We start from the raw sequence: 18580 nt of genomic DNA on the forward strand, positions 1-18580 counted from the left end.
TCACTCCCACATCCCGCCGACCGCCGCCGGCCCCGACCGCAATTGCCCATGAAACAGGCCAACCGCCGCCCCGCACCCAAAGGCACGCGGCAGCGGTTGGACGACTCGCTGAGAAATCTACCCAGCAGAGGCGACTCAGGCCTCGGCGGCCTCTTCGCCACCCTCGGCGGCCTCCTCGGCCGGCGCCTCGGCCTGCGCGGCGATGACCTGCACCACGACGGCGTCGTCCTCGACGGCCAGCGAGGAACCGGACGGCAGGACGATGTCCTTGGCCAGCACCGAGTCACCCGCGTCCAGGCCCTCGACGGAGACGGTGACCGACTCCGGGATGTGGGTGGCCTCGGCCTCGACCGGCAGCGTGTTCAGGACGTGCTCCAGCACGAGCTGGCCCGGGGCGAGGTCGCCCTCGACGTGGATCGGGATCTCGACGGAGACCTTCTCGCCCTTCTTCACGGCGAGGAAGTCCACGTGGACCAGGAACTGGCGGATCGCCTCACGCTGCACGGCCTTGGGGATGACCAGCGCGCTCTTGCCGTCGAACTCCAGGCGGATCAGGGCGTTCGGCGTCTTCAGCGCCATCATCAGCGCGTGGTTGTGGATCGCCACGTGCTGCGGCTCCGCGCCGTGGCCGTAGACGACGGCCGGAACCAGGTCGGCGCGGCGCGCACGACGGGCGGCACCCTTACCGAAGTCGGTACGGACCTGGGCGGCAAGCTTGACCTCAGCCATAACAGCACTCCTCGTATTGCAGAAACATCTGGTGGGCGTCACCCGGCCCACGACAGACCTGCTACGAAGAGCGCGTCGATAACGGACAGCCACCACAAAGGGCGGCCTCCCTCGCCGAGCAACTCGATGAGTCTACCCGGCCGGGAGGCCGCCCCAAAGTCGATCAGTGCCGGCTAGCGCACCGGACCGCTCACTGCTCCTCGAAGAGGCTCGTCACCGAGCCGTCCTCGAACACCTCACGGATCGCCCGGGCGATCGTCGGCGCCATCGACAGCACCGTGATCTTGTCCAGCTCCAGCTCCGACGGCGTCGGCAGGGTGTTGGTGAAGATGAACTCGCTGACCTTCGAGTTCTTCAGCCGGTCCGCGGCCGGGCCCGAGAGCACGCCGTGCGTCGCCGTCACGATGACGTCCGAGGCACCGTTCGCGAACAGCGCGTCCGCCGCGGCGCAGATCGTGCCACCGGTGTCGATCATGTCGTCGACCAGGACGCACACCCGGTCCTTCACATCGCCGACGACCTCGTGGACGGTGACCTGGTTCGCCACGTCCTTGTCGCGCCGCTTGTGCACAATCGCCAGCGGCGCGCCCAGACGGTCGCACCAGCGGTCGGCGACCCGTACCCGGCCGGCGTCCGGCGAGACCACCGTGAGCTTGTCGCGGTCCACCTTCGCGCCCACGTAGTCCGCGAGGACCGGCAGTGCGAAGAGGTGGTCCACCGGGCCGTCGAAGAAGCCCATGATCTGGTCCGTGTGCAGATCCACGGTCACCACACGGTCCGCGCCCGCGGTCTTCATCAGATCCGCGATCAGCCGTGCCGAAATCGGCTCCCGGCCACGGTGCTTCTTGTCCTGTCGCGCATAGCCGTAGAACGGCACGACCACGGTGATGCTGCGGGCCGAGGCCCGCTTCAGCGCATCAATCATGATCAGCTGTTCCATGATCCACTTATTGATCGGAGCGGTGTGGCTCTGAATCAAAAAGCAGTCCGCGCCACGCGCCGATTCCTGATAGCGGACGTAGATCTCGCCATTGGCGAAGTCGAAAGCCTTCGTCGGGACCAGGCCCACACCCAGCTGGTGCGCGACCTCCTCGGCAAGCTCGGGGTGGGCGCGGCCGGAGAAGAGCATCAGCTTCTTCTCGCCGGTCGTCTTGATCCCGGTCACAGCAAATCTCCTCGAATCACAGTTTGCGTGCGCTCATCAAAGGTACGCCCCGCACGGCGCACCCCTTGCACGATCACCGCTCGTCCTCGGATTCCTGACGAGCGGCCGAAGCCGCCTGCGCGGCGGCGCTTCCGGGCCGCTTGCGCGCGACCCAGCCCTCGATATTCCGCTGCTGGCCACGCGCGACCGCCAGCGAACCCGGGGGCACATCCTTGGTGATGACCGAGCCGGCTGCCGTATAAGCGCCGTCCCCGATCGTGACGGGAGCCACAAACATGTTGTCCGAACCCGTCTTGCAATGTGATCCGACCGTGGTGTGGTGCTTCGCTTCACCGTCGTAGTTCACAAAGACGCTCGCCGCACCGATATTGGTGTACTCGCCGATCGTGGCATCTCCCACATAGGACAGATGCGGAACCTTCGTGCCCTCGCCGATCGTGGCGTTCTTCATCTCCACGTACGTGCCGGCCTTCGACTTCGGCCCAAGATCCGTCCCCGGCCGCAGATATGCATAGGGGCCGACATTCGCGCCCTCGCCGATCCGGGCACCCTCCGCGACCGTGAACGAGGCCACCGCGCCCGCGCCCACCGACGTGTCCGTCAGCCGCGACTGCGGGCCCACCTCGGCACCGGTGGCGAGGTGCGTGGTGCCCAGCAGCTGGGTCCCCGGGTGCACCGTCGCGTCCGGCTCGAACGTCACCGATACGTCCACCCAGGTCGACGCCGGGTCCACCACCGTCACACCGGCCAGCATCGCCCGCTCCAGCAGCCGCTCGTTCAGCAGCGCCCGCGCCTGGGCCAGCTGTACGCGGTTGTTGATCCCGAGGATCTCGCGGTGATCGGCCGCCACCGCGGCGCCCACGCGGTGCCCGGCCTCGCGGACGATCCCCAGCACATCGGTGAGGTACTCCTCGCCCTGGCTGTTGTCCGTCCGCACCTTGCCCAGGGCGTCCACGAGCAGCCGGGCGTCGAAGGCGAACACCCCGGAGTTGATCTCCCGGATGGCCCGCTGGCTGTCGGTGGCGTCCTTGTGCTCGACGATCGCCGTCACCGCGCCGTGGCCCGCCTCGCGCACGATGCGGCCGTAGCCGGTGGCGTCCGGGACCTCGGCCGTGAGGACGGTCACGGCGTTGCCGTCCGTGGCGTGGGTGTCGCTGAGCTGCTTGAGGGTCTCGCCGGTCAGCAGCGGGGTGTCGCCGCAGACCACGATCACGGTGCCGTCGAGGGCGACACCGCTCTGGCTCAGCTCCTCCAGGGCCGTACGGACCGCATGGCCGGTGCCGTTCTGCTCGTGCTGCACGGCGGTGCGTACGGCGGGGTCGGCCTCGGCGAGATGGGCCCGCACCTGCTCACGGGCGTGGCCGACGACCACGACGAGGTGTTCGGGGTCCAGCTCGCGGGAGGCGGCGACGACATGTCCGACGAGGGAGCGGCCGCAGAGGGCGTGCAGGACCTTGGGGGTCGCCGACTTCATGCGGGTGCCCTCACCCGCTGCGAGAACGACGACGGCTGCCGGGCGGTTGGCGCTCACGGGGATGCCCTTCGGCTTCTTGGCTACTTCGGGTGGTGGTCACCCGAAGGATACCGGTGCGTATTGCAGCCGAAACGCGTGCGGGTCCTGACGTGGTGGTCAGGACCCGGAAATTGCCTGTTATGTATGTGCTCCCCTGCCAGGACTCGAACCCGGACATAAGGCACCAAAAGCCTCAGTGCTGCCAATTACACCACAGGGGATGGTAGGGCGAACCACACCGGACAGTGCACCGGTCCGGTCGCTCGGCCTCCCACACTATGCCGTACCGCCCGCCTCCGATGCGACGGTATAGCGCTTCAGTTCGCCGCAGCCGGATCGCCGGGTGGCCATGATCCCCTCCGGGTTGCCGCTGTGCGCGGAGAGGCGAGGGGCGGTGCGGGAGCGGGGTGGCGCGCGCGAGCATACGGGGCGGACATGCCGGGGTGTCGAAAATGCGCGTGATTTTATAGTTCGAGGGAATTTCGGGGGTAAGGCCTGGTAATGGGCTGCGCAACTCCTAGGGGGATCCCGTACGGGCGCCCGTAGGCTGGGCGGCATGACCGCGACGGGGGCAAGTGAAGAAGGCGTGGGCGCGCGGGGTGCGCCGGCGAGCGGGCCGTGGTGGTGGGCCCGGCGGCGGAGTGCCGTACTGGATGTGTTTCTGGCGGCGGCATCCGCGCTGGAGTGTGTGATCGAAGGAACGAGCTTCGCGGACGAGGCGCAGCTGCCCGAACTGCTCGGGCTGCTGCTGGGTCTGCTGGCGGGCTCGGTGCTGTTGGTGCGCCGGCGGTGGCCGGTGGCGGTGGTGCTGGTCTCGATCGCCGTGATGCCCGCCGAGATGGGCGGAATGCTGGGCGTGGTGGGGCTGTACACGCTCGCCGCGTCGGATGTGCCGCGCCGGATCACCGCGTTGCTGGCGGGGATGACGGTGGTGGGGACGTTGGTGACGACGTACCTCACCGTGCAGCAGGAGATGGCCGAGCAGCAGGACTTCCATCCGCCGGTGTGGTTCGCGCCGGCGCTCTCGGTGGCGATGGGGCTGCTGCTGACGGCGCCGCCGGTGCTGTGGGGCCTGTACATCGGGGCCCGGCGGCGGCTGGTGGAGAGCCTGCGGGAGCGGGCCGACGGTCTGGAGCGGGAGCTGTCGCTGCTGGCCGACCGCGCCGAGGAGCGGGCCGAGTGGGCCCGTAACGAGGAGCGCACCCGCATCGCGCGCGAGATGCACGACGTGGTCGCGCACCGGGTGAGCCTGATGGTGGTGCATGCGGCCGCGCTGCAGGCGGTGGCGTTGAAGGACCCGGAGAAGGCGTCGCGGAACGCGGGGCTGGTCGGCGACATGGGACGCCAGGCGCTGACCGAGCTGCGGGAGATGCTGGGGGTGCTGCGTACGGCCGAGGGGACGCCGGTGCGGGGCGCTTCGGCGTCGGGTGCGCCCGAGCGGCTGGCGGCGGTGGCATTCCGGGCCGGGTCGAAGGCGACGGAGCGGGAGCGGCCCGCGGAGCTGTCCGGGGTCGGGGCCGCGGCGGAGTCCTCGTCCGCCGGGCCTTCCGCCGGCGGCGCGCCGGTCCCGGAGCAGCGGGCGGGGGAGGCGGAGGCCGAAGGGCCCTGCCTGGCGGAGCTGGCGGATCTGGTGGGGCAGTCCCGGGCGGCCGGGATGGTCGTCGAACTGCTGGTGAGCGACGCCGCCGAGGCTGCCGAGGAAGCCCAGGAAGCCGGGGCCGCCGAGATCGATGCGGAGGTGCCGGCGGTCGATGCCGGGCGCCGGTATGCGGCGCGTGTGGAGCGGACCGTCTATCGCGTGGTCCAGGAAGCGCTCACCAATGTGCACAAGCACGCGCCGGGTGCGCAGGCGCGGGTGCGGCTGGCGCACCGGGACGGCGAGCTCGCGGTCCAGGTGGAGAACGGTCCCGGCGAGAGCGACGCGGCCGGTGCCGGGCTGCCGAGCGGCGGCAACGGCCTGGTGGGGATGCGGGAGCGGGTGACGGCGCTGGGCGGCGTGTTCGTCTCCGGCCCGACCGAGACCGGCGGCTTCCGGGTGTCGGCGGTCCTGCCGGCGTCCCGGGTGGCGGCCTGATCACGCCGCAGCCGGCTCACTCGGCCGCGACCGCGTGCGGCGCAAGCCGCGTGGGCCGGCTCCCCAGCACCAGCATCCCCAGCGCGGTGTCGAGGTCGGGCCCCAGGTACCAGTCGCCGGTGTGGTCGAGGCTGTAGATGCGGCCCTCGGCGTCGATGGCGAGGGTGGCCTGGCCGTAGGTGGTGCCGTCGGGTCCGGTGAGCTCCTCGCGGCCGAGCGGGGCCACATCGGTCTCCAGGGCGCGGCCGAGGTCGCCGAGGGTGCGGGCGAGGTGGAGGCCGTGCAGCGGATCGAGCACGAACGGGGCGGGCGCGATATGGCGGCCGGGCCCGGGGCCGGAGATGTGCAGACCGCCGAATTCGGCCCAGGCCTCGACGGCGGCGGGGAAGACGGTGTGGCGGTGGCCCGCGGGCGAGGTGTGGGCGCGCAGGGTGTCGGCCCAGTGTTCCGCCTGCTTTATGTCCCAGCGGCCCGGGCGCCAGCCGGCGTCCTGGAGGGCGACGTCGACGGCGGCGGGGAAACGGGTGGAGTCGCCGCGGTCGTGGGCGGCGGTGCGCGGGCCGGGGGTGGTCGGCATGGTGACGGTCAGCTTCCTGTGGGCGTCGCGCCGATGGGCATGACGCCGAAGTGGGCGAGGAGGGCGTCGCAGGAGCGGCAGGGCGGGGCGTAACTGCCGTGCTGGGGATCGCCGTCCTCGCGGATGTGGCGTGCGGTGATCTTGGAGTGTTTCAGGGAGCGGCGGGCCTCGCCGTTGGTCAGGGGCTTGCGGGAGGCGCGCTTGCCGCGGTTGGCCTCGACGGCGGTGAGGTGGCGGGAGAGCAGGACCGCTTCGGGGCAGCGCCCGGTAAAACGTTCGCGCTGTGCGGTGGCGAGGGTGTCGAGGAAATCCTGGACCAGGGGGTGGAGCGTGGGCGGCTGTTCCGCCTTGCTCGCGGTGCAGGTGAGGGTTTGTCCGCGTACTGACAGGGCGGCACCGATGGTGGGGAGGATGCCGTCGCGGCGGTGGTGGAGGGCGGGCGCGCGATGGGTGTCGGCGGTGCCGCTCCAGCCGATGCGGGGGTCGCCGGCTGAGTTGTGGTGGCGTGCAGTGGTGCTCATGGTGGTGCTTTCCCTCCCCGAATCCCCGTGGTGCTGGGGGTCCCCCCGCCCAAGGTGGGGGAGGGTCAGCCTGCCAAATGTGCTGGGTGTTGTGGTAGTCGGGCGCCCTGTCGATGATCTCACGAGGAGCTGACGGGGCGTCGGCCGCGGGGAAACGGGGCTGGTCGGCGGGGTGGTGCGCGGGGGCTCGGGGGTGGTGGGGCGGCGGGTGACGTCGGTGTGTCGCCGGGCTGACGGGTGAGGGACGGGGGCAGCGGAGGGCGGAGCCGTACGGCTTAGGCTGTGCTGCAAAGCCAGCTTCAGCCAGGGGGCAACCGCGATGACGACAGGTCGGCAAGGGCTGGGGGCACTCCCCGGCCCCCGCGCGGCGGGACATGCCGCGCCACCGAATGCGGCCTATGCCGGACAGGTCGTGCATTTCCCGGACCCGGTCCGCGCCGCGCGGTACCCGGCCGGGGTGCGGATGGACGAGCGCGGTTTCCCGGAGTTCACGCCGTATGCGCGCGCCGCGGCGGAGATCGCCGAGCCGCCGGAGGGCTTCGGCGTCGACGAGCTGCGGCTGACGGACTACGTCTCGGCGAATGCCGCGCTGCACGCGCAGGGGCACGAGCTGTGGATAGATGTGCCGGCGGTGGCGACACCGCACGGCTGGACCTGGCACCACGTGGCCGGCACCCGGCGGATGGAGCTGGTCCCGGTCGAGGTGAAGGCGCTGTTGCGGCATCACGGCGGGCTGGCGACGGCCCCGGTGGCGCACGACCGGCGCGGCACCCGGCCGTTGCAGGAGACCCGGCCGGCGCATTTCGGGCTGCCGCACCGCGATCTGTCGGTGGGTGAGGAGCAGCTGGCGCAGGCCGAGGAGTCGTTGGGCTACCGGCTGCCGGAGGCGTACCGCGCGTTCCTGAAGGCGGCGGGCGGGTGCGCGCCGGTGGGGGCTGCGCTCGACGCGGAGTTGGGGCTCCTGGTCGACCAGCCGTTCTTCACGGTGCGCGACGACGCGGCGGTCAACGATCTGGTCTATGTGAACAAGTGCCTGCGGGACCACTTCACCAAGGACTATCTGGGGGTGGCGTTCGTGCAGGGCGGTGTGGTCGCGGTGAAGGTGCGCGGCGAGGCGCTCGGTTCGGTGTGGTTCTGCCCGTACGACGATGCCCGGGACCAGGACGGCTGGACGGTGCAGGAGCGGGTGGAGCGGCTGCTGTTGCCGTGCGGCGCGGACTTCGACGACTTTCTGCTCCGGTTGGCGGGCAATCCGCCGGAGCTGGAGACCGTGGCGAACCTGATGGTCGACGGCGGTTTCGCGTACCAGGTTGCGGTGGGGGGCTGAGCACGGTGGTGACGTTCGCGCAGGCGCAGGAGCGCGCGGAGCAGTGGGTGAACGGCGAGGTGCCGCCGCACCTCCATCGCGCGGTCCAGGTGCGGGAGTTCGACCTGGGCTTCGTGGTCTGGGCCGAGGACCGGGAGGCCGGGCCGTCGACGGGCGGCGGCCGGGCCCGGCTGGTGATCGCACGGGACAGCGGGGAGACCACGCTGTGGCCGGGGCTTCCGGTGGGCGAGGTGATCCGGCGTTACGAGGAGCACTACGCCGCCCCTGCGGACGGCGGGTACGCCGCGCCGGAGCCGCCACAGCGGATCGACCTGGAGGCGACTTCGTTCCTGCTGACGCCGCCGGAATGGCTCCAGGAGGCGGCGGATGCGCGCGGGCGCGCGGACCGGACGGGGGCGGGAAGCACGGGGGCCGTGGGCGCGGCCCCGACGCCGCCGCCCGCTGCGCCGTCCGCGGACGCCTGGGCCGAGGTGAACGTCAACGCCGCCGATGGTGGGTCCGCCCCGGCCGGTGCGGGCCCGGACACGGGTGCCGGCTCGCCCGGTTCCGGTGCGCCGGCCTCATGGGCCGGGACGGACACGACGCACGGCGCGGGGGCCGAGGACCGCTCGGTGGGGCTGCCCCAGACGGTCTTCGCCCCGCCGCTGGCCGGATTCGACGAGTCGGACGACACCCCCTCGGTGCCGCGGGCGCGCCCGGAGGCCAAGACCGAACTGCTCCAGGGCGGCAGCCAGTTGCCGCGTACGCAGGTCGCGCCCGCGCTGGAGCTGCCGGACGGGTCCGGGCCAGACGGCGATCCGGCGGGGCGGCCGCGCCCGGCCGGCGGGCCCGAGGGCGGTGCGCTGCCGCCGCCGATGCCCACCGCGCCGCCGGCCGCCGCGGGGCTCTCCGCGCTGCCGCCGCCGTCCGGTCCGCCGGCCGCCGATGTGCCGCCCCCGCCGGGCGCCGGTACGGCCGCCGCGGCGGGCCCCGGCGTCCCCGCACCGCCGGCGCCGCCCGCACCGCCCGCGGGCGGCGGCGGGGTGCACGCCGCGGCGACGATGCTGGCCGACGGCTCGGCGCTGCCCGGTAACGCCGCCGCGGGCCCGCCGCCGCCTCCCGGCCCCCTCGGCGCGGGCCGGGGCGGCGAACCGGCGGAGGCCGACGCCCCCCAGGCCGAGGGGCCCCCGCCCGGCGGACCCGCGGCGTCCGGCCCCGGTGCGTCCGGTGCCCCGGCCGGTGGTTACATCCCGACGCAGCTGGTGTCGCAGCTGGACGCGGCGGACGTGGATCTCAGCGCGGTGGACGGGCCGGACGGGGCGGGGAAGCCCGACGGTGCCGGTGCCCCCGGTGACACGGGCGCCCCCGCCGCCGGCGGCCCCCGCTCCGGCGGGGTGCATGCCGCCGCGACGATGCTCGCCGATGGGGCGTCCCTGCAGGCCGGCCTCGGCGCCGCGGGCGGCCCGGCCGCGGCCGGCGGCCCCGGTGTGCCGCCGCCCCCTCCGGGGGTGCCGGGTGCGCCCAAGCCACCCGGTCCGCCCGGGAAGCCCGGCGCGTCCGGGAAGCCCGGCGCGTCCGCGGGCGGCCAGGCCCCCGGCGCTCAGGGTGGTCCGCCCCCGCCGCCGCCCCCGCCCGCCACGGGCGGCCCCGGCTCCGGTGGAGTGCATGCCGCCGCCACGATGCTCGCCGACGGCGCCGCGCTGTCCGTCGGCCCGGGCGGCCCCGGTGCGCCGGGCGTGCCCGGGATGCCGCCGGCGGCCGGTCCGGGCGTGCCCCCGCCGGGCGTGCCCACGGCACCTCCCGGCCCGCCGCCGGCCCCGCACGGTGTGCCCGGCGCTGGTGCGCCGGCCCCCGGTGGCCAGGGTTCCGGCGGCCCCGGTGCGTACGGCTACCCGCAGGCGCCCAGCGGTCAGCCGACCGTCGGCCCCGGCTACATGGCCGTCCTGAGCTATCGCGCGCCGGACGGCTCCGAGCAGAAGATCGTGCGCCGCTCGGCGCCCGGTACGCCGCATCCCGAGTGGCAGCTGCTGCACGAGCTGCGCGCACTGAACGTGCCGCCGCAGCAGGTGCTGGAGCTGCACACCGAGCTGGAGTGCTGTGATCTGCCGGGCGGTTACTGCGCCCGGATGATCCGGGACAACTGGCCGCAGGTGCGGATCAGCCACACCGCCGCGTACGGCCGCGACCACGCCTCGCGGCAGCAGGGCGTACGGCATCTCGTCGAGCACCAGGGCGAGTTGCACCAGGTCGCGGACGGTCCGGCGCGGCCGGCGCCGGTACGGGTGCCGTTGCCGCACCCCGCGCAGGTGCAGCCGATACCGCCGGTGCCGCCGCAGATGATCGGGCAGGAGCTGGAGCAGGCCTTCGGGCCGCAGGGGATCTTCCGTTTCGAGCAGCGGGCGGTCTCGCGGCAGGGCGTGCCCGATGTGGTGGCCCAGATGCTGGTGTGGGCCGGACTGCCGGTCGACTTCGGGCCGTTCTTCTGGGCGCAGGCGCAGCCGGGCCGACCGGTGCCGACGCTGGCGGAGCTGGCGGCGGAGCGCATGGTGCAGCCGGCCTCGGACGCCGGTTCCTATCTGGTGATGGGCAACGACTTCGGCCGTCAGCTGTGTGTGCAGTACGGGACCGCACACATCGTGGCGGTGCCGATGGAGGCCGGGCCGGGCGGTGCGCCGGCGACGCCGCAGTTCGTCAACTCCGGGCTGCCGGAGTTCGTACGCGCCCTGGCGATGCTGGGGCGGATGTGGCGGCTGCGGTACGGGCTGACACCGGAGCAGGCGGGCCGCTGGACCGTCGACTTCCAGGCCCAGCTGGTCGCGCTGGACCCGCCCGCGCTGGGCTCGCCGGAGACCTGGTGGTCGGTGCTGCTGGAACAGATGTGGGACGGGCTGTTGTAAGGCCTGTCCCAGGGCGCCGCGGACCGGCGCCGGGGTGACAACCGCCGGCGCCGGCGCGGGCCCCTGGCCGGGGCGCTCGACCTGCGGTCCTGGTCGGGTGCCCCGACCATGCGTATATGGGCCGTCCGATACCCCCGCCGCCCGCGTCGTCGCCGACGACGTACCGGGCGGAGCGCGCACGGTGGTGGCACCGCCGCCGGGTGGCCAGGTCGCTGGGTGCGCCCGGTCCGCCCCGGCGCCGGTGGTCGTGGCTCCCGCCGACCCTGGTGACCCTGCTGGTGCTGGTGATCCTGGTGGTCGCGGGCGGGGCCTGGCTGTACATCTGGGCGGAGGGCAATCTGCGGCACGTGGCCGCGCTGGGCGATTACGCCGGGCGGCCGGCCGCGGGCAAGGGCACGAACTGGCTGCTGGTCGGCTCGGACAGCCGCGGCGAGCTGACCCCGCAGCAGCGCCGGGACCTGCATGTCGGCAACGGCCGGGTGCAGAACACCGACACGATCATGGTGCTGCACTCCGGCGATCACGGTCCCACGCTGGTCAGCCTGCCGCGGGACAGCTATGTGCCGATACCGGGCCACGGCAGCCGGAAGATCAACGAGGCCTTCGCCGACGGCGGACCGCAGCTGCTCACCCGAACGGTGGAGCAGGCGACGGACCTGCGCATCGACCGCTATGCCGAGGTGAGCTTCCTGGGCCTCGTACAGGTCGTGGACGCGCTGGGCGGGGTGCGGCTGTGTCTGGACGAGCCGCTCAAGGACGAGAAGTCGGGGGCGGACTTCCCGGCCGGCTGCCGGCGCATGAACGGCCCCCAGGCGCTGGCGTACGCACGGGCCCGCTATGCCGACCCCGACGGGGACCTCGGACGGGTGAAGCGCCAGCGGCAGCTGATCGGCGCGGTGGCGGACGGGATGGCGTCCTCGGACGTGCTCCTCGACCCGTCCCGGTCCAAGCGGGTACTGGATGCCGCGCTGGCGGCGCTGACCGTGGACGAGGACGCGGATATGGCCCAGTTGCTGGGTATGGGCAGGTCGATGCGGCAGATCGCCGGGGGCGGGGGGACGGCGACGACGGTTCCGGTGGTGCGGCCGGGGGTGATGGTCGGGGGTGTCGGCTCGGTACTGCCGTGGGAGGAGAACGGGGCGAGCCGGTTGTTCCAGGCGCTGCGCGAGGATGATCGGATTCCGACTTCTGCCGATAAATAACGCATCCTGTGGGGTGGGTTGGGTGGAGTGTCGTGAAGGTGACGCTTCGAACCGATCCCATGGGAAGTGCGGGTCATTGCGCGGAGAGGGGCTTGAAGGATGAGTGCATCGGTTTCGCCTCACGGGTTCGAGACCGTACGAGGGCGCGGCTACCGGCCCGAGGATGTGGACCGCCGGGTGGAGGGACTCTCGGTCGATCGCGACTCCTGCTGGGAGCGCGCCGCGCGGCTCACCGTTCTCTCCAACGAGATGGAGGCCGAACTCACCGAGCTGCGCGACTATCTGGCGCACCTGCCACCGCAGACCTTCGAGTCCCTCGGCAGCGAGGCCCGGCTGATCTTCACGACCGCGGAGTCCGAGGCGGCACGGCTGCGGAACGAGGCGGAGAAGGAGGCCCGGCGGGCCGGCGACGAGGCCGCCGTCCACGCGGACGAGGTCCAGGACGCGGCCGAGCGGGCGGCGTACGCGCTGCGCACCGAGGCGGAGGCCTGGGCCAGGCGTACGGAGGAGGCGGCGCGGGGCGAGGCCGCGGAGCTGGCGGTCGCGGCGGCCAAGGAGGCCGCGCAGGTGCGGGACGACGCGGCCGAGGCGCTCTCGCAGGTGCGCGCGCGGACCGCGCAGTTGCTGTGCGACCAGGAGAAGCGGCAGTCCGAGGAGTGGGACGCCGCCGGGCGGGAGCAGGCGGAGCAGGAGGCGGAGACCGACCGGCTGCTCATGGAGCTGGACGCCCGGGGGAAGGCCTCCCGGGCCGAAGCCCAACGGCTGTACGCGGAGGCGGAGGAGGAGGCCCGGCACCGCCAGGAGGACGCCGACAGTCGCGCCGCCGGCATGCTGGCCCAGGCCCGCGCCGAGGTCGAACGCATCGAGCGGGCCACGGAGCGGGTGGTGGCCGCCCATGACGCGGAGCGGGCGGAGGTCCGGGTCCACATGAACCACGTCCGCAACAGCCTGGCGGCGCTCACCGGGAAGACGCCGGTACCGGAGGAGGACGGCGCGGGCACGGCGCAGGACGGCGGGCGCGGCTCGCGCTCCGGCCGGTCTCCGCGCTCCGACGACGAGGACACCGTGGAGACGCAGGTGCCCCGCACCCGCGGCAGCGCGGACTCCTGAGCCCGCCGTCGGCCCGTCAGGTCCCGCCCGGCTCGCCCTCGCCCGCCGCACGGACGTCGGCATGCACGGGGAAGCGCCGCGGCGCCAGCACCAGCAGCGCGGTCAGCGCGAGCGCGGCGGCCGCGGCGGCGCCGAGGTAGACGTGGTCGACGGTGGCATCGACGGCACGGCGGAGGTAGTCGGTGGCCTGCGCGGTGAGCGCGCCGGGGTGTTCCAGCGCCCGCGAGACCGCGTCGAGGTCGTCGGGCAGGCCGGGGCGGATGCCCGAAGGGGCCTGCGCGAGACGGTCGTTGAGGGTGGCGTTGGCGAGCGCACCGAAGAGCGCGGCGCCGAGGGACTGCCCGACCTGGCGGCAGAAGAGTATGGAGGCGGTGGCGGTGCCGCGCTCCGGGTAGCCGACGGAGGACTGGACGCCGATGATCAGCGGGAGCTGGAAGAGGCCGAGGGCCGCGCCGAGCGCCAGCATGATCAGGGCGGGCTGCCAGGCCGCGCCGGGGTAGGGCAGCAGCGGGAAGGCGAGCAGGATCAGACCGGCCGCGGCGATGCCGAGCACCGCGCAACGACGGATGCCGAGGCGGTTGTAGACGTGGCTGCTCAGCGCGGCCGAGACCGGCCAGCTCAGGGTCATCACGGAGAGCACGAAGCCGGCCGCGGTCGGGCCCAGGCCCAGCACCGCCTGCGCGTAGGTCGGCAGGAACACCGTCGGGGCGACCATCAGCAGACCCAGGGCGCCCAGGGAGAGGTTGACGGCACTGATGGTGCGGCGGCGCCACACCCAGCCGGGGATGATCGGTTCCACGGCCCGCCGTTCGATGAGCACGGTGAGCGCCGCACCGAGGGCGCTGCCGGCGAACAGCAGCAGCGACGGCGCGGAGAGCCAGGCCCAGGCCACCCCGCCCTGGACCAGGGCGGTCAGCAGCAGCCCGCCGGTCACGAAGATCGCCAGGGCGCCGGGCCAGTCGACCCGGGGGCGGCGGGCCGCGGCGCGCTCCGGGCTCCGCTGCGGCTCGGCGAAGTGCCGCACGATCAGCCACAGGGCCACCGCCCCCACCGGCAGATTGATCAGGAAGATCCACCGCCAGCCGGCCCCGGCGGCGAGCAGCCCGCCCAGCGCGGGCCCGGCGACCGACGAGGCCGCCCAGACGCTGGAGAGCCTGGCCTGGATCCGCGGGCGGTCGCGCATCGGGTAGAGATCGGCGGCGATGGTCTGCACGGTGCCCTGCAGGGCGCCGCCGCCCAGGCCCTGCACCACCCGGAAGGCGATCAGCGCCGCCATGTTCCAGGCGCCCGCGCAGGCCAGTGACCCGGCGAGGAAGAGCACGATCCCGGTGATCAGGATGGGCTTGCGGCCGAAGGTGTCGGAGAGCTTGCCGTAGACGGGCAGGGTGACGGTGACGGCCAGCAGATAGCCGGAGAACAGCCAGGAGAAGACCGCGAAGCCGCCGAGGTCGCCGACGATCTGCGGGACGGCGGTGGCGATGATCGTCGAGTCGAGCGCGGCCAGCGCCATGCCGAGCATGAGGGCGGCGACCACGGGGCGGGGCGGCGGGCCCGCGGGCGCCGGGCCCGCCGTGTGCAGGGCATCGCGTCCGCTGTGGCCGGTACGCCTCGTGCTTCCGCTCACCGTTCCCCCTCCGAAGGTCGTTGTACGGTGCACCCTTCCATGCGGGGCGCCGGGGAGGGAACCGCGTTTACCCGCAAGGGGACGCTCGCGGCCAGGTCACCGGGCAGTCCCGGGTTCCGGTCCGGCCGGGCGGCGGGCGGGCGTACTCTTGGCAACCCCGGCCCGTGAGACGTGTCGGGCTGCTGTGTTGTTCGCCTCGCTGGGACGGAACCTTTTCATGAGCCTGACTGGTCTGCTCGACGCCGTCGTACAGGACCCGGCGCTCGCCGAAGCGGTGCAGGCCGCGGCCGACGGAAAGCGGCCGCACGTGGATCTGGTGGGGCCGCCTGCCGCCCGCGCGTTCGCCGTCGCCGCGCTCGCCCGGCAGGCCGGCCGCCCGGTGCTCGCGGTGACCGCCACCGGCCGGGAGGCCGAGGACCTCGCCGCCGCCCTGCGCAGCCTGATGCCGGCCGGCGAGGACAACGCCGTCGTCGAATTCCCGTCCTGGGAGACGCTGCCGCACGAGCGGCTCTCGCCGCGCTCGGACACCGTCGGCCGGCGCCTCGCGGTGCTGCGCCGGCTCGCCCACCCGCGCCCGGACGACCCCACCGCCGGCCCCGTCTCCGTCGTCGTCGCCCCCGTCCGCTCGGTGCTCCAGCCGCAGGTCAAGGGCCTGGGCGAGCTGGAGCCGGTCAGCCTGCGCAGCGGCCAGAGCGCCGATCTCGAAGAGATCGTCGACGGCCTGGCGGCGGCCGCGTACGCACGCGTCGAGCTGGTCGAGAAGCGCGGCGAGTTCGCGGTCCGCGGCGGCATCCTGGACGTCTTCCCGCCGACCGAGGAGCACCCGCTGCGGGTGGAGTTCTGGGGCGACGACGTCGAGGAGATCCGCTACTTCAAGGTCGCCGACCAGCGGTCCCTGGAGGTCGCCGAGCACGGCCTGTGGGCGCCGCCGTGCCGGGAGCTGCTGCTGACCGAGGACGTCCGCAGCCGCGCCGCCGCCCTCGCCGAGCGCCACCCCGAGCTGGGCGAACTCCTCGGCAAGATCGCCGAGGGGATCGCGGTGGAGGGCATGGAATCGCTCGCCCCGGTGCTGGTCGACGAGATGGAGCTGCTGCTGGACGTGCTGCCGGCCGGGAGCATGGCGGTGGTGTGCGACCCGGAGCGGGTGCGGACCCGCGCCGCCGACCTGGTGGCGACGAGCCAGGAGTTCCTCCAGGCGTCGTGGGCGGCGGCCGCGATGTCCAGCACGGACGACGTCCGTTCCACAACGGGTGGTGGTGGGCGACGGGCGGGCGCGGGCGGGGGAGCGGCCCCGATCGATGTGGGCGCGGCGTCCCTGTGGGGCATCGCCGACGTCCGGGACCGGGCCCGCGAGCTGGGCATGATGTGGTGGTCGGTCTCCCCCTTCGCGGCCGACGAGGACCTGACGGCGGACGGCGACACCCTCAAGCTGGGCATGCACGCCCCCGACACCTACCGCGGCGACACCCAGCGCGCGCTCGCCGACACCAAGCAGTGGCTCGCGGACGGCTGGCGCACGGTCTTCCTCACCGAGGCGCACGGCCCCGCGGCCCGTACGGTCGAGGTGCTCAGCGGGGAGGGCATCGCCGCCCGCCTGGACGCCGACCTCCCCGGGATCTCCCCCTCCGTCGTCCATGTCTCCTGCGGCTCCCTCGACAACGGCCTCATCGACCCGGGGCTGAAGCTCGCCGTCCTGACCGAGACCGACCTCTCCGGCCAGAAGGCGGCCGGCAAGGACGCGGCCCGGATGCCGGCCCGCCGCCGCAAGACCATCGACCCGCTGACCCTCCAGGCCGGCGACTTCATCGTGCACGAGCAGCACGGTGTGGGCCGCTACATCGAGATGGTGCAGCGCACGGTCCAGGGCGCCACCCGCGAATACCTCCTCGTCGAGTACGCCCCCGCCAAGCGCGGCCAGCCCGGCGACCGCCTCTACATCCCCACCGACCAGCTGGAACAGGTCACCAAATACGTCGGCGGCGAGGCCCCCACCCTGCACCGCCTCGGCGGCGCCGACTGGACCAAGACCAAGGCCCGCGCCAAGAAGGCCGTCAAGGAGATCGCCGCCGACCTCATCAAGCTCTACTCGGCGCGGATGGCGGCCCCCGGCCACACCTTCGGCCCGGACACCCCCTGGCAGCGTGAGCTGGAGGACGCCTTCCCGTACGCGGAGACGCCCGACCAGCTCACCACCATTGCCGAGGTCAAGGAGGACATGGAGAAGTCGGTCCCGATGGACCGCCTGATCTGCGGCGACGTCGGCTACGGCAAGACCGAGATCGCGGTCCGTGCCGCCTTCAAGGCCGTCCAGGACGGCAAGCAGGTCGCCGTCCTCGTCCCGACCACGCTGCTCGTCCAGCAGCACCACGGCACCTTCACCGAGCGCTACGGCCAGTTCCCGGTCAACGTCAAGGCGCTGTCCCGCTTCCAGACCGACAGCGAGGCCAAGGCCGTCCTCGACGGGCTGCGCGAGGGCTCCGTCGACCTCGTCATCGGCACCCACCGGCTGTTCTCCTCCGAGACCAAGTTCAAGGACCTCGGCCTGGTCATCGTCGACGAGGAGCAGCGCTTCGGCGTCGAGCACAAGGAGCAGCTGAAGAAGCTCCGCGCCAACGTCGACGTCCTGACGATGTCCGCCACCCCCATCCCGCGCACCCTGGAGATGGCGGTCACCGGCATCCGCGAGATGTCCACGATCACCACGCCCCCCGAGGAGCGCCACCCGGTCCTGACCTTCGTCGGCCCCTACGAGCAGAAGCAGATCGGCGCCGCCATCCGCCGGGAACTCCTGCGCGAGGGCCAGGTCTTCTACATCCACAACCGGGTGGAGTCCATCGACCGCGCCGCCGCCCGCCTCCGCGAGATCGTCCCCGAGGCCCGCATCCAGACCGCCCACGGCCAGATGGGCGAGTCCCAACTGGAACAGGTCGTCGTCGACTTCTGGGAGAAGAAGTTCGACGTCCTGGTCTCGACGACGATCGTCGAATCGGGCATCGACATCTCCAACGCCAACACCCTGATCGTCGAGCGCGGCGACAACTTCGGCCTCTCCCAGCTCCACCAGCTGCGCGGCCGGGTGGGCCGCGGCCGCGAGCGCGGCTACGCCTACTTCCTCTACCCGCCGGAGAAGCCGCTCACCGAGACCGCCCACGAGCGGCTGGCGACCATCGCCCAGCACACCGAGATGGGCGCGGGCATGTACGTCGCCATGAAGGACCTGGAGATCCGCGGCGCGGGCAACCTCCTCGGCGGCGAGCAGTCCGGCCACATCGCCGGCGTCGGCTTCGACCTCTACGTACGGATGGTGGGCGAGGCGGTCGCCGACTACCGCGCCTCCCTGGAAGGCGGCGTGGAGGAGGAGCCCCCGCTCGAAGTCAAGATCGAACTCCCGGTGGACGCCCATGTCCCGCACGACTACGCGCCCGGCGAGCGGCTGCGCCTCCAGGCCTACCGCGCCATCGCCTCGGCCACCTCGGAGGAGGACATCGCGGCCGTCCGCGAGGAGCTGACCGACCGCTACGGCAAGCTGCCCGAACCCGTCGAGAACCTGCTGCTGGTCGCCGGTCTGCGGATGCTTGCCCGCGCGTGCGGGGTCTCCGACATCACGCTCCAGGGCGCCAACGTCCGTTTCGGTCCCGTGGAGTTGCGTGAGTCCCAGGAGCTGCGGCTCAAGCGGCTGTATCCGAGGACGGTCCTCAAGCCGGCCGCGCAACAAGTCCTCGTTCCGCGGCCCACGACGGGGAAGATCGGCGGCAAGCCGGTGGTGGGGCGCGAGCTGCTTGCGTGGACAGGGGAGTTTCTCTCTACCATTTTGGGCTCTTAGCCCCGCTTCCCACGTACTCGGCTGCGGCGCCGCGCCTCG

Annotated in this window: 12 protein-coding genes and 1 tRNA gene; 6 read left to right on the plus strand and 7 right to left on the minus strand. The window is 73.0% G+C overall.

The genetic code is table 11. The features are described from left to right. Positions 1 to 135 precede the first annotated feature (135 nt). The 4 genes from CPH93_RS20630 to CPH93_RS20645 form a co-directional block, all read right to left on the minus strand. Positions 136 to 729 (minus strand): 50S ribosomal protein L25/general stress protein Ctc, encoded by a 594-nt coding sequence (locus tag CPH93_RS20630; RefSeq protein ID WP_093483606.1) that lies wholly within the window; start codon positions 727 to 729, stop codon positions 136 to 138. Between the two features lie 190 nt (positions 730 to 919). After that, complete coding sequence (locus tag CPH93_RS20635; protein ID WP_093483605.1) at positions 920 to 1894, minus strand: ribose-phosphate diphosphokinase; 975 nt, start codon at positions 1892 to 1894, stop codon at positions 920 to 922. Between the two features lie 73 nt (positions 1895 to 1967). Next, positions 1968 to 3425, minus strand: a complete 1458-nt coding sequence (gene glmU, locus CPH93_RS20640; protein WP_096213678.1) for a bifunctional UDP-N-acetylglucosamine diphosphorylase/glucosamine-1-phosphate N-acetyltransferase GlmU — start codon at positions 3423 to 3425, stop codon at positions 1968 to 1970. 131 nt (positions 3426 to 3556) lie between these two features. Continuing rightward, positions 3557 to 3628, minus strand: a tRNA-Gln gene (locus CPH93_RS20645). A 335-nt stretch (positions 3629 to 3963) separates the two neighbouring features. Here CPH93_RS20645 and CPH93_RS20650 point away from each other — a divergent pair. Beyond that, the gene (locus tag CPH93_RS20650) at positions 3964 to 5481 is read left to right on the plus strand and encodes a sensor histidine kinase (protein ID WP_096213679.1); all 1518 of its coding nucleotides are present in this window, start codon (positions 3964 to 3966) and stop codon (positions 5479 to 5481) included. A gap of 16 nt (positions 5482 to 5497) precedes the next feature. Here the strand turns inward: CPH93_RS20650 and CPH93_RS20655 are convergent, their stop codons facing one another. Both CPH93_RS20655 and CPH93_RS20660 read right to left on the minus strand, forming a co-directional pair. Then, positions 5498 to 6058: an SUKH-3 domain-containing protein gene (locus CPH93_RS20655; protein ID WP_096213680.1), complete on the minus strand. Its 561-nt coding sequence runs from the start codon at positions 6056 to 6058 to the stop codon at positions 5498 to 5500. 8 nt (positions 6059 to 6066) lie between these two features. After that, positions 6067 to 6579: a YwqJ-related putative deaminase gene (locus CPH93_RS20660; RefSeq protein ID WP_006605144.1), complete on the minus strand. Its 513-nt coding sequence runs from the start codon at positions 6577 to 6579 to the stop codon at positions 6067 to 6069. A 319-nt stretch (positions 6580 to 6898) separates the two neighbouring features. Between CPH93_RS20660 and CPH93_RS20665 the strand changes: the two genes are divergently transcribed. From CPH93_RS20665 to CPH93_RS20680, 4 genes are all read left to right on the plus strand, one after another. Beyond that, positions 6899 to 7906, plus strand: a complete 1008-nt coding sequence (locus CPH93_RS20665) for an SMI1/KNR4 family protein (RefSeq protein WP_096213681.1) — start codon at positions 6899 to 6901, stop codon at positions 7904 to 7906. Positions 7907 to 7911: 5 nt separating this feature from the next. Then, entirely contained in the window at positions 7912 to 10782 is a 2871-nt protein-coding gene (locus CPH93_RS20670; RefSeq protein WP_173909852.1) for an SUKH-4 family immunity protein, read from the plus strand. A gap of 266 nt (positions 10783 to 11048) precedes the next feature. Then, complete coding sequence (locus CPH93_RS20675; protein ID WP_096215520.1) at positions 11049 to 11984, plus strand: LCP family protein; 936 nt, start codon at positions 11049 to 11051, stop codon at positions 11982 to 11984. A gap of 99 nt (positions 11985 to 12083) precedes the next feature. After that, positions 12084 to 13094 carry a cellulose-binding protein gene (locus CPH93_RS20680; protein WP_231976902.1) on the plus strand — a complete coding sequence of 337 codons (1011 nt, stop codon included), beginning with the start codon at positions 12084 to 12086 and terminating at the stop codon, positions 13092 to 13094. A gap of 16 nt (positions 13095 to 13110) precedes the next feature. Here CPH93_RS20680 and CPH93_RS20685 read toward each other — a convergent pair whose 3' ends face one another. Then, on the minus strand, positions 13111 to 14718 hold the full coding sequence (locus CPH93_RS20685; RefSeq protein WP_096213684.1) for an MFS transporter: 1608 nt from the start codon (positions 14716 to 14718) through the stop codon (positions 13111 to 13113). Between the two features lie 217 nt (positions 14719 to 14935). Between CPH93_RS20685 and mfd the strand changes: the two genes are divergently transcribed. Then, entirely contained in the window at positions 14936 to 18541 is a 3606-nt protein-coding gene (gene mfd, locus CPH93_RS20690; protein ID WP_096213685.1) for a transcription-repair coupling factor, read from the plus strand. Positions 18542 to 18580 lie beyond the last annotated feature (39 nt).

The organism is Streptomyces sp. 2323.1 (assembly GCF_900221035.1).
GTDB classification, from domain to species: domain Bacteria; phylum Actinomycetota; class Actinomycetes; order Streptomycetales; family Streptomycetaceae; genus Streptomyces; species Streptomyces sioyaensis.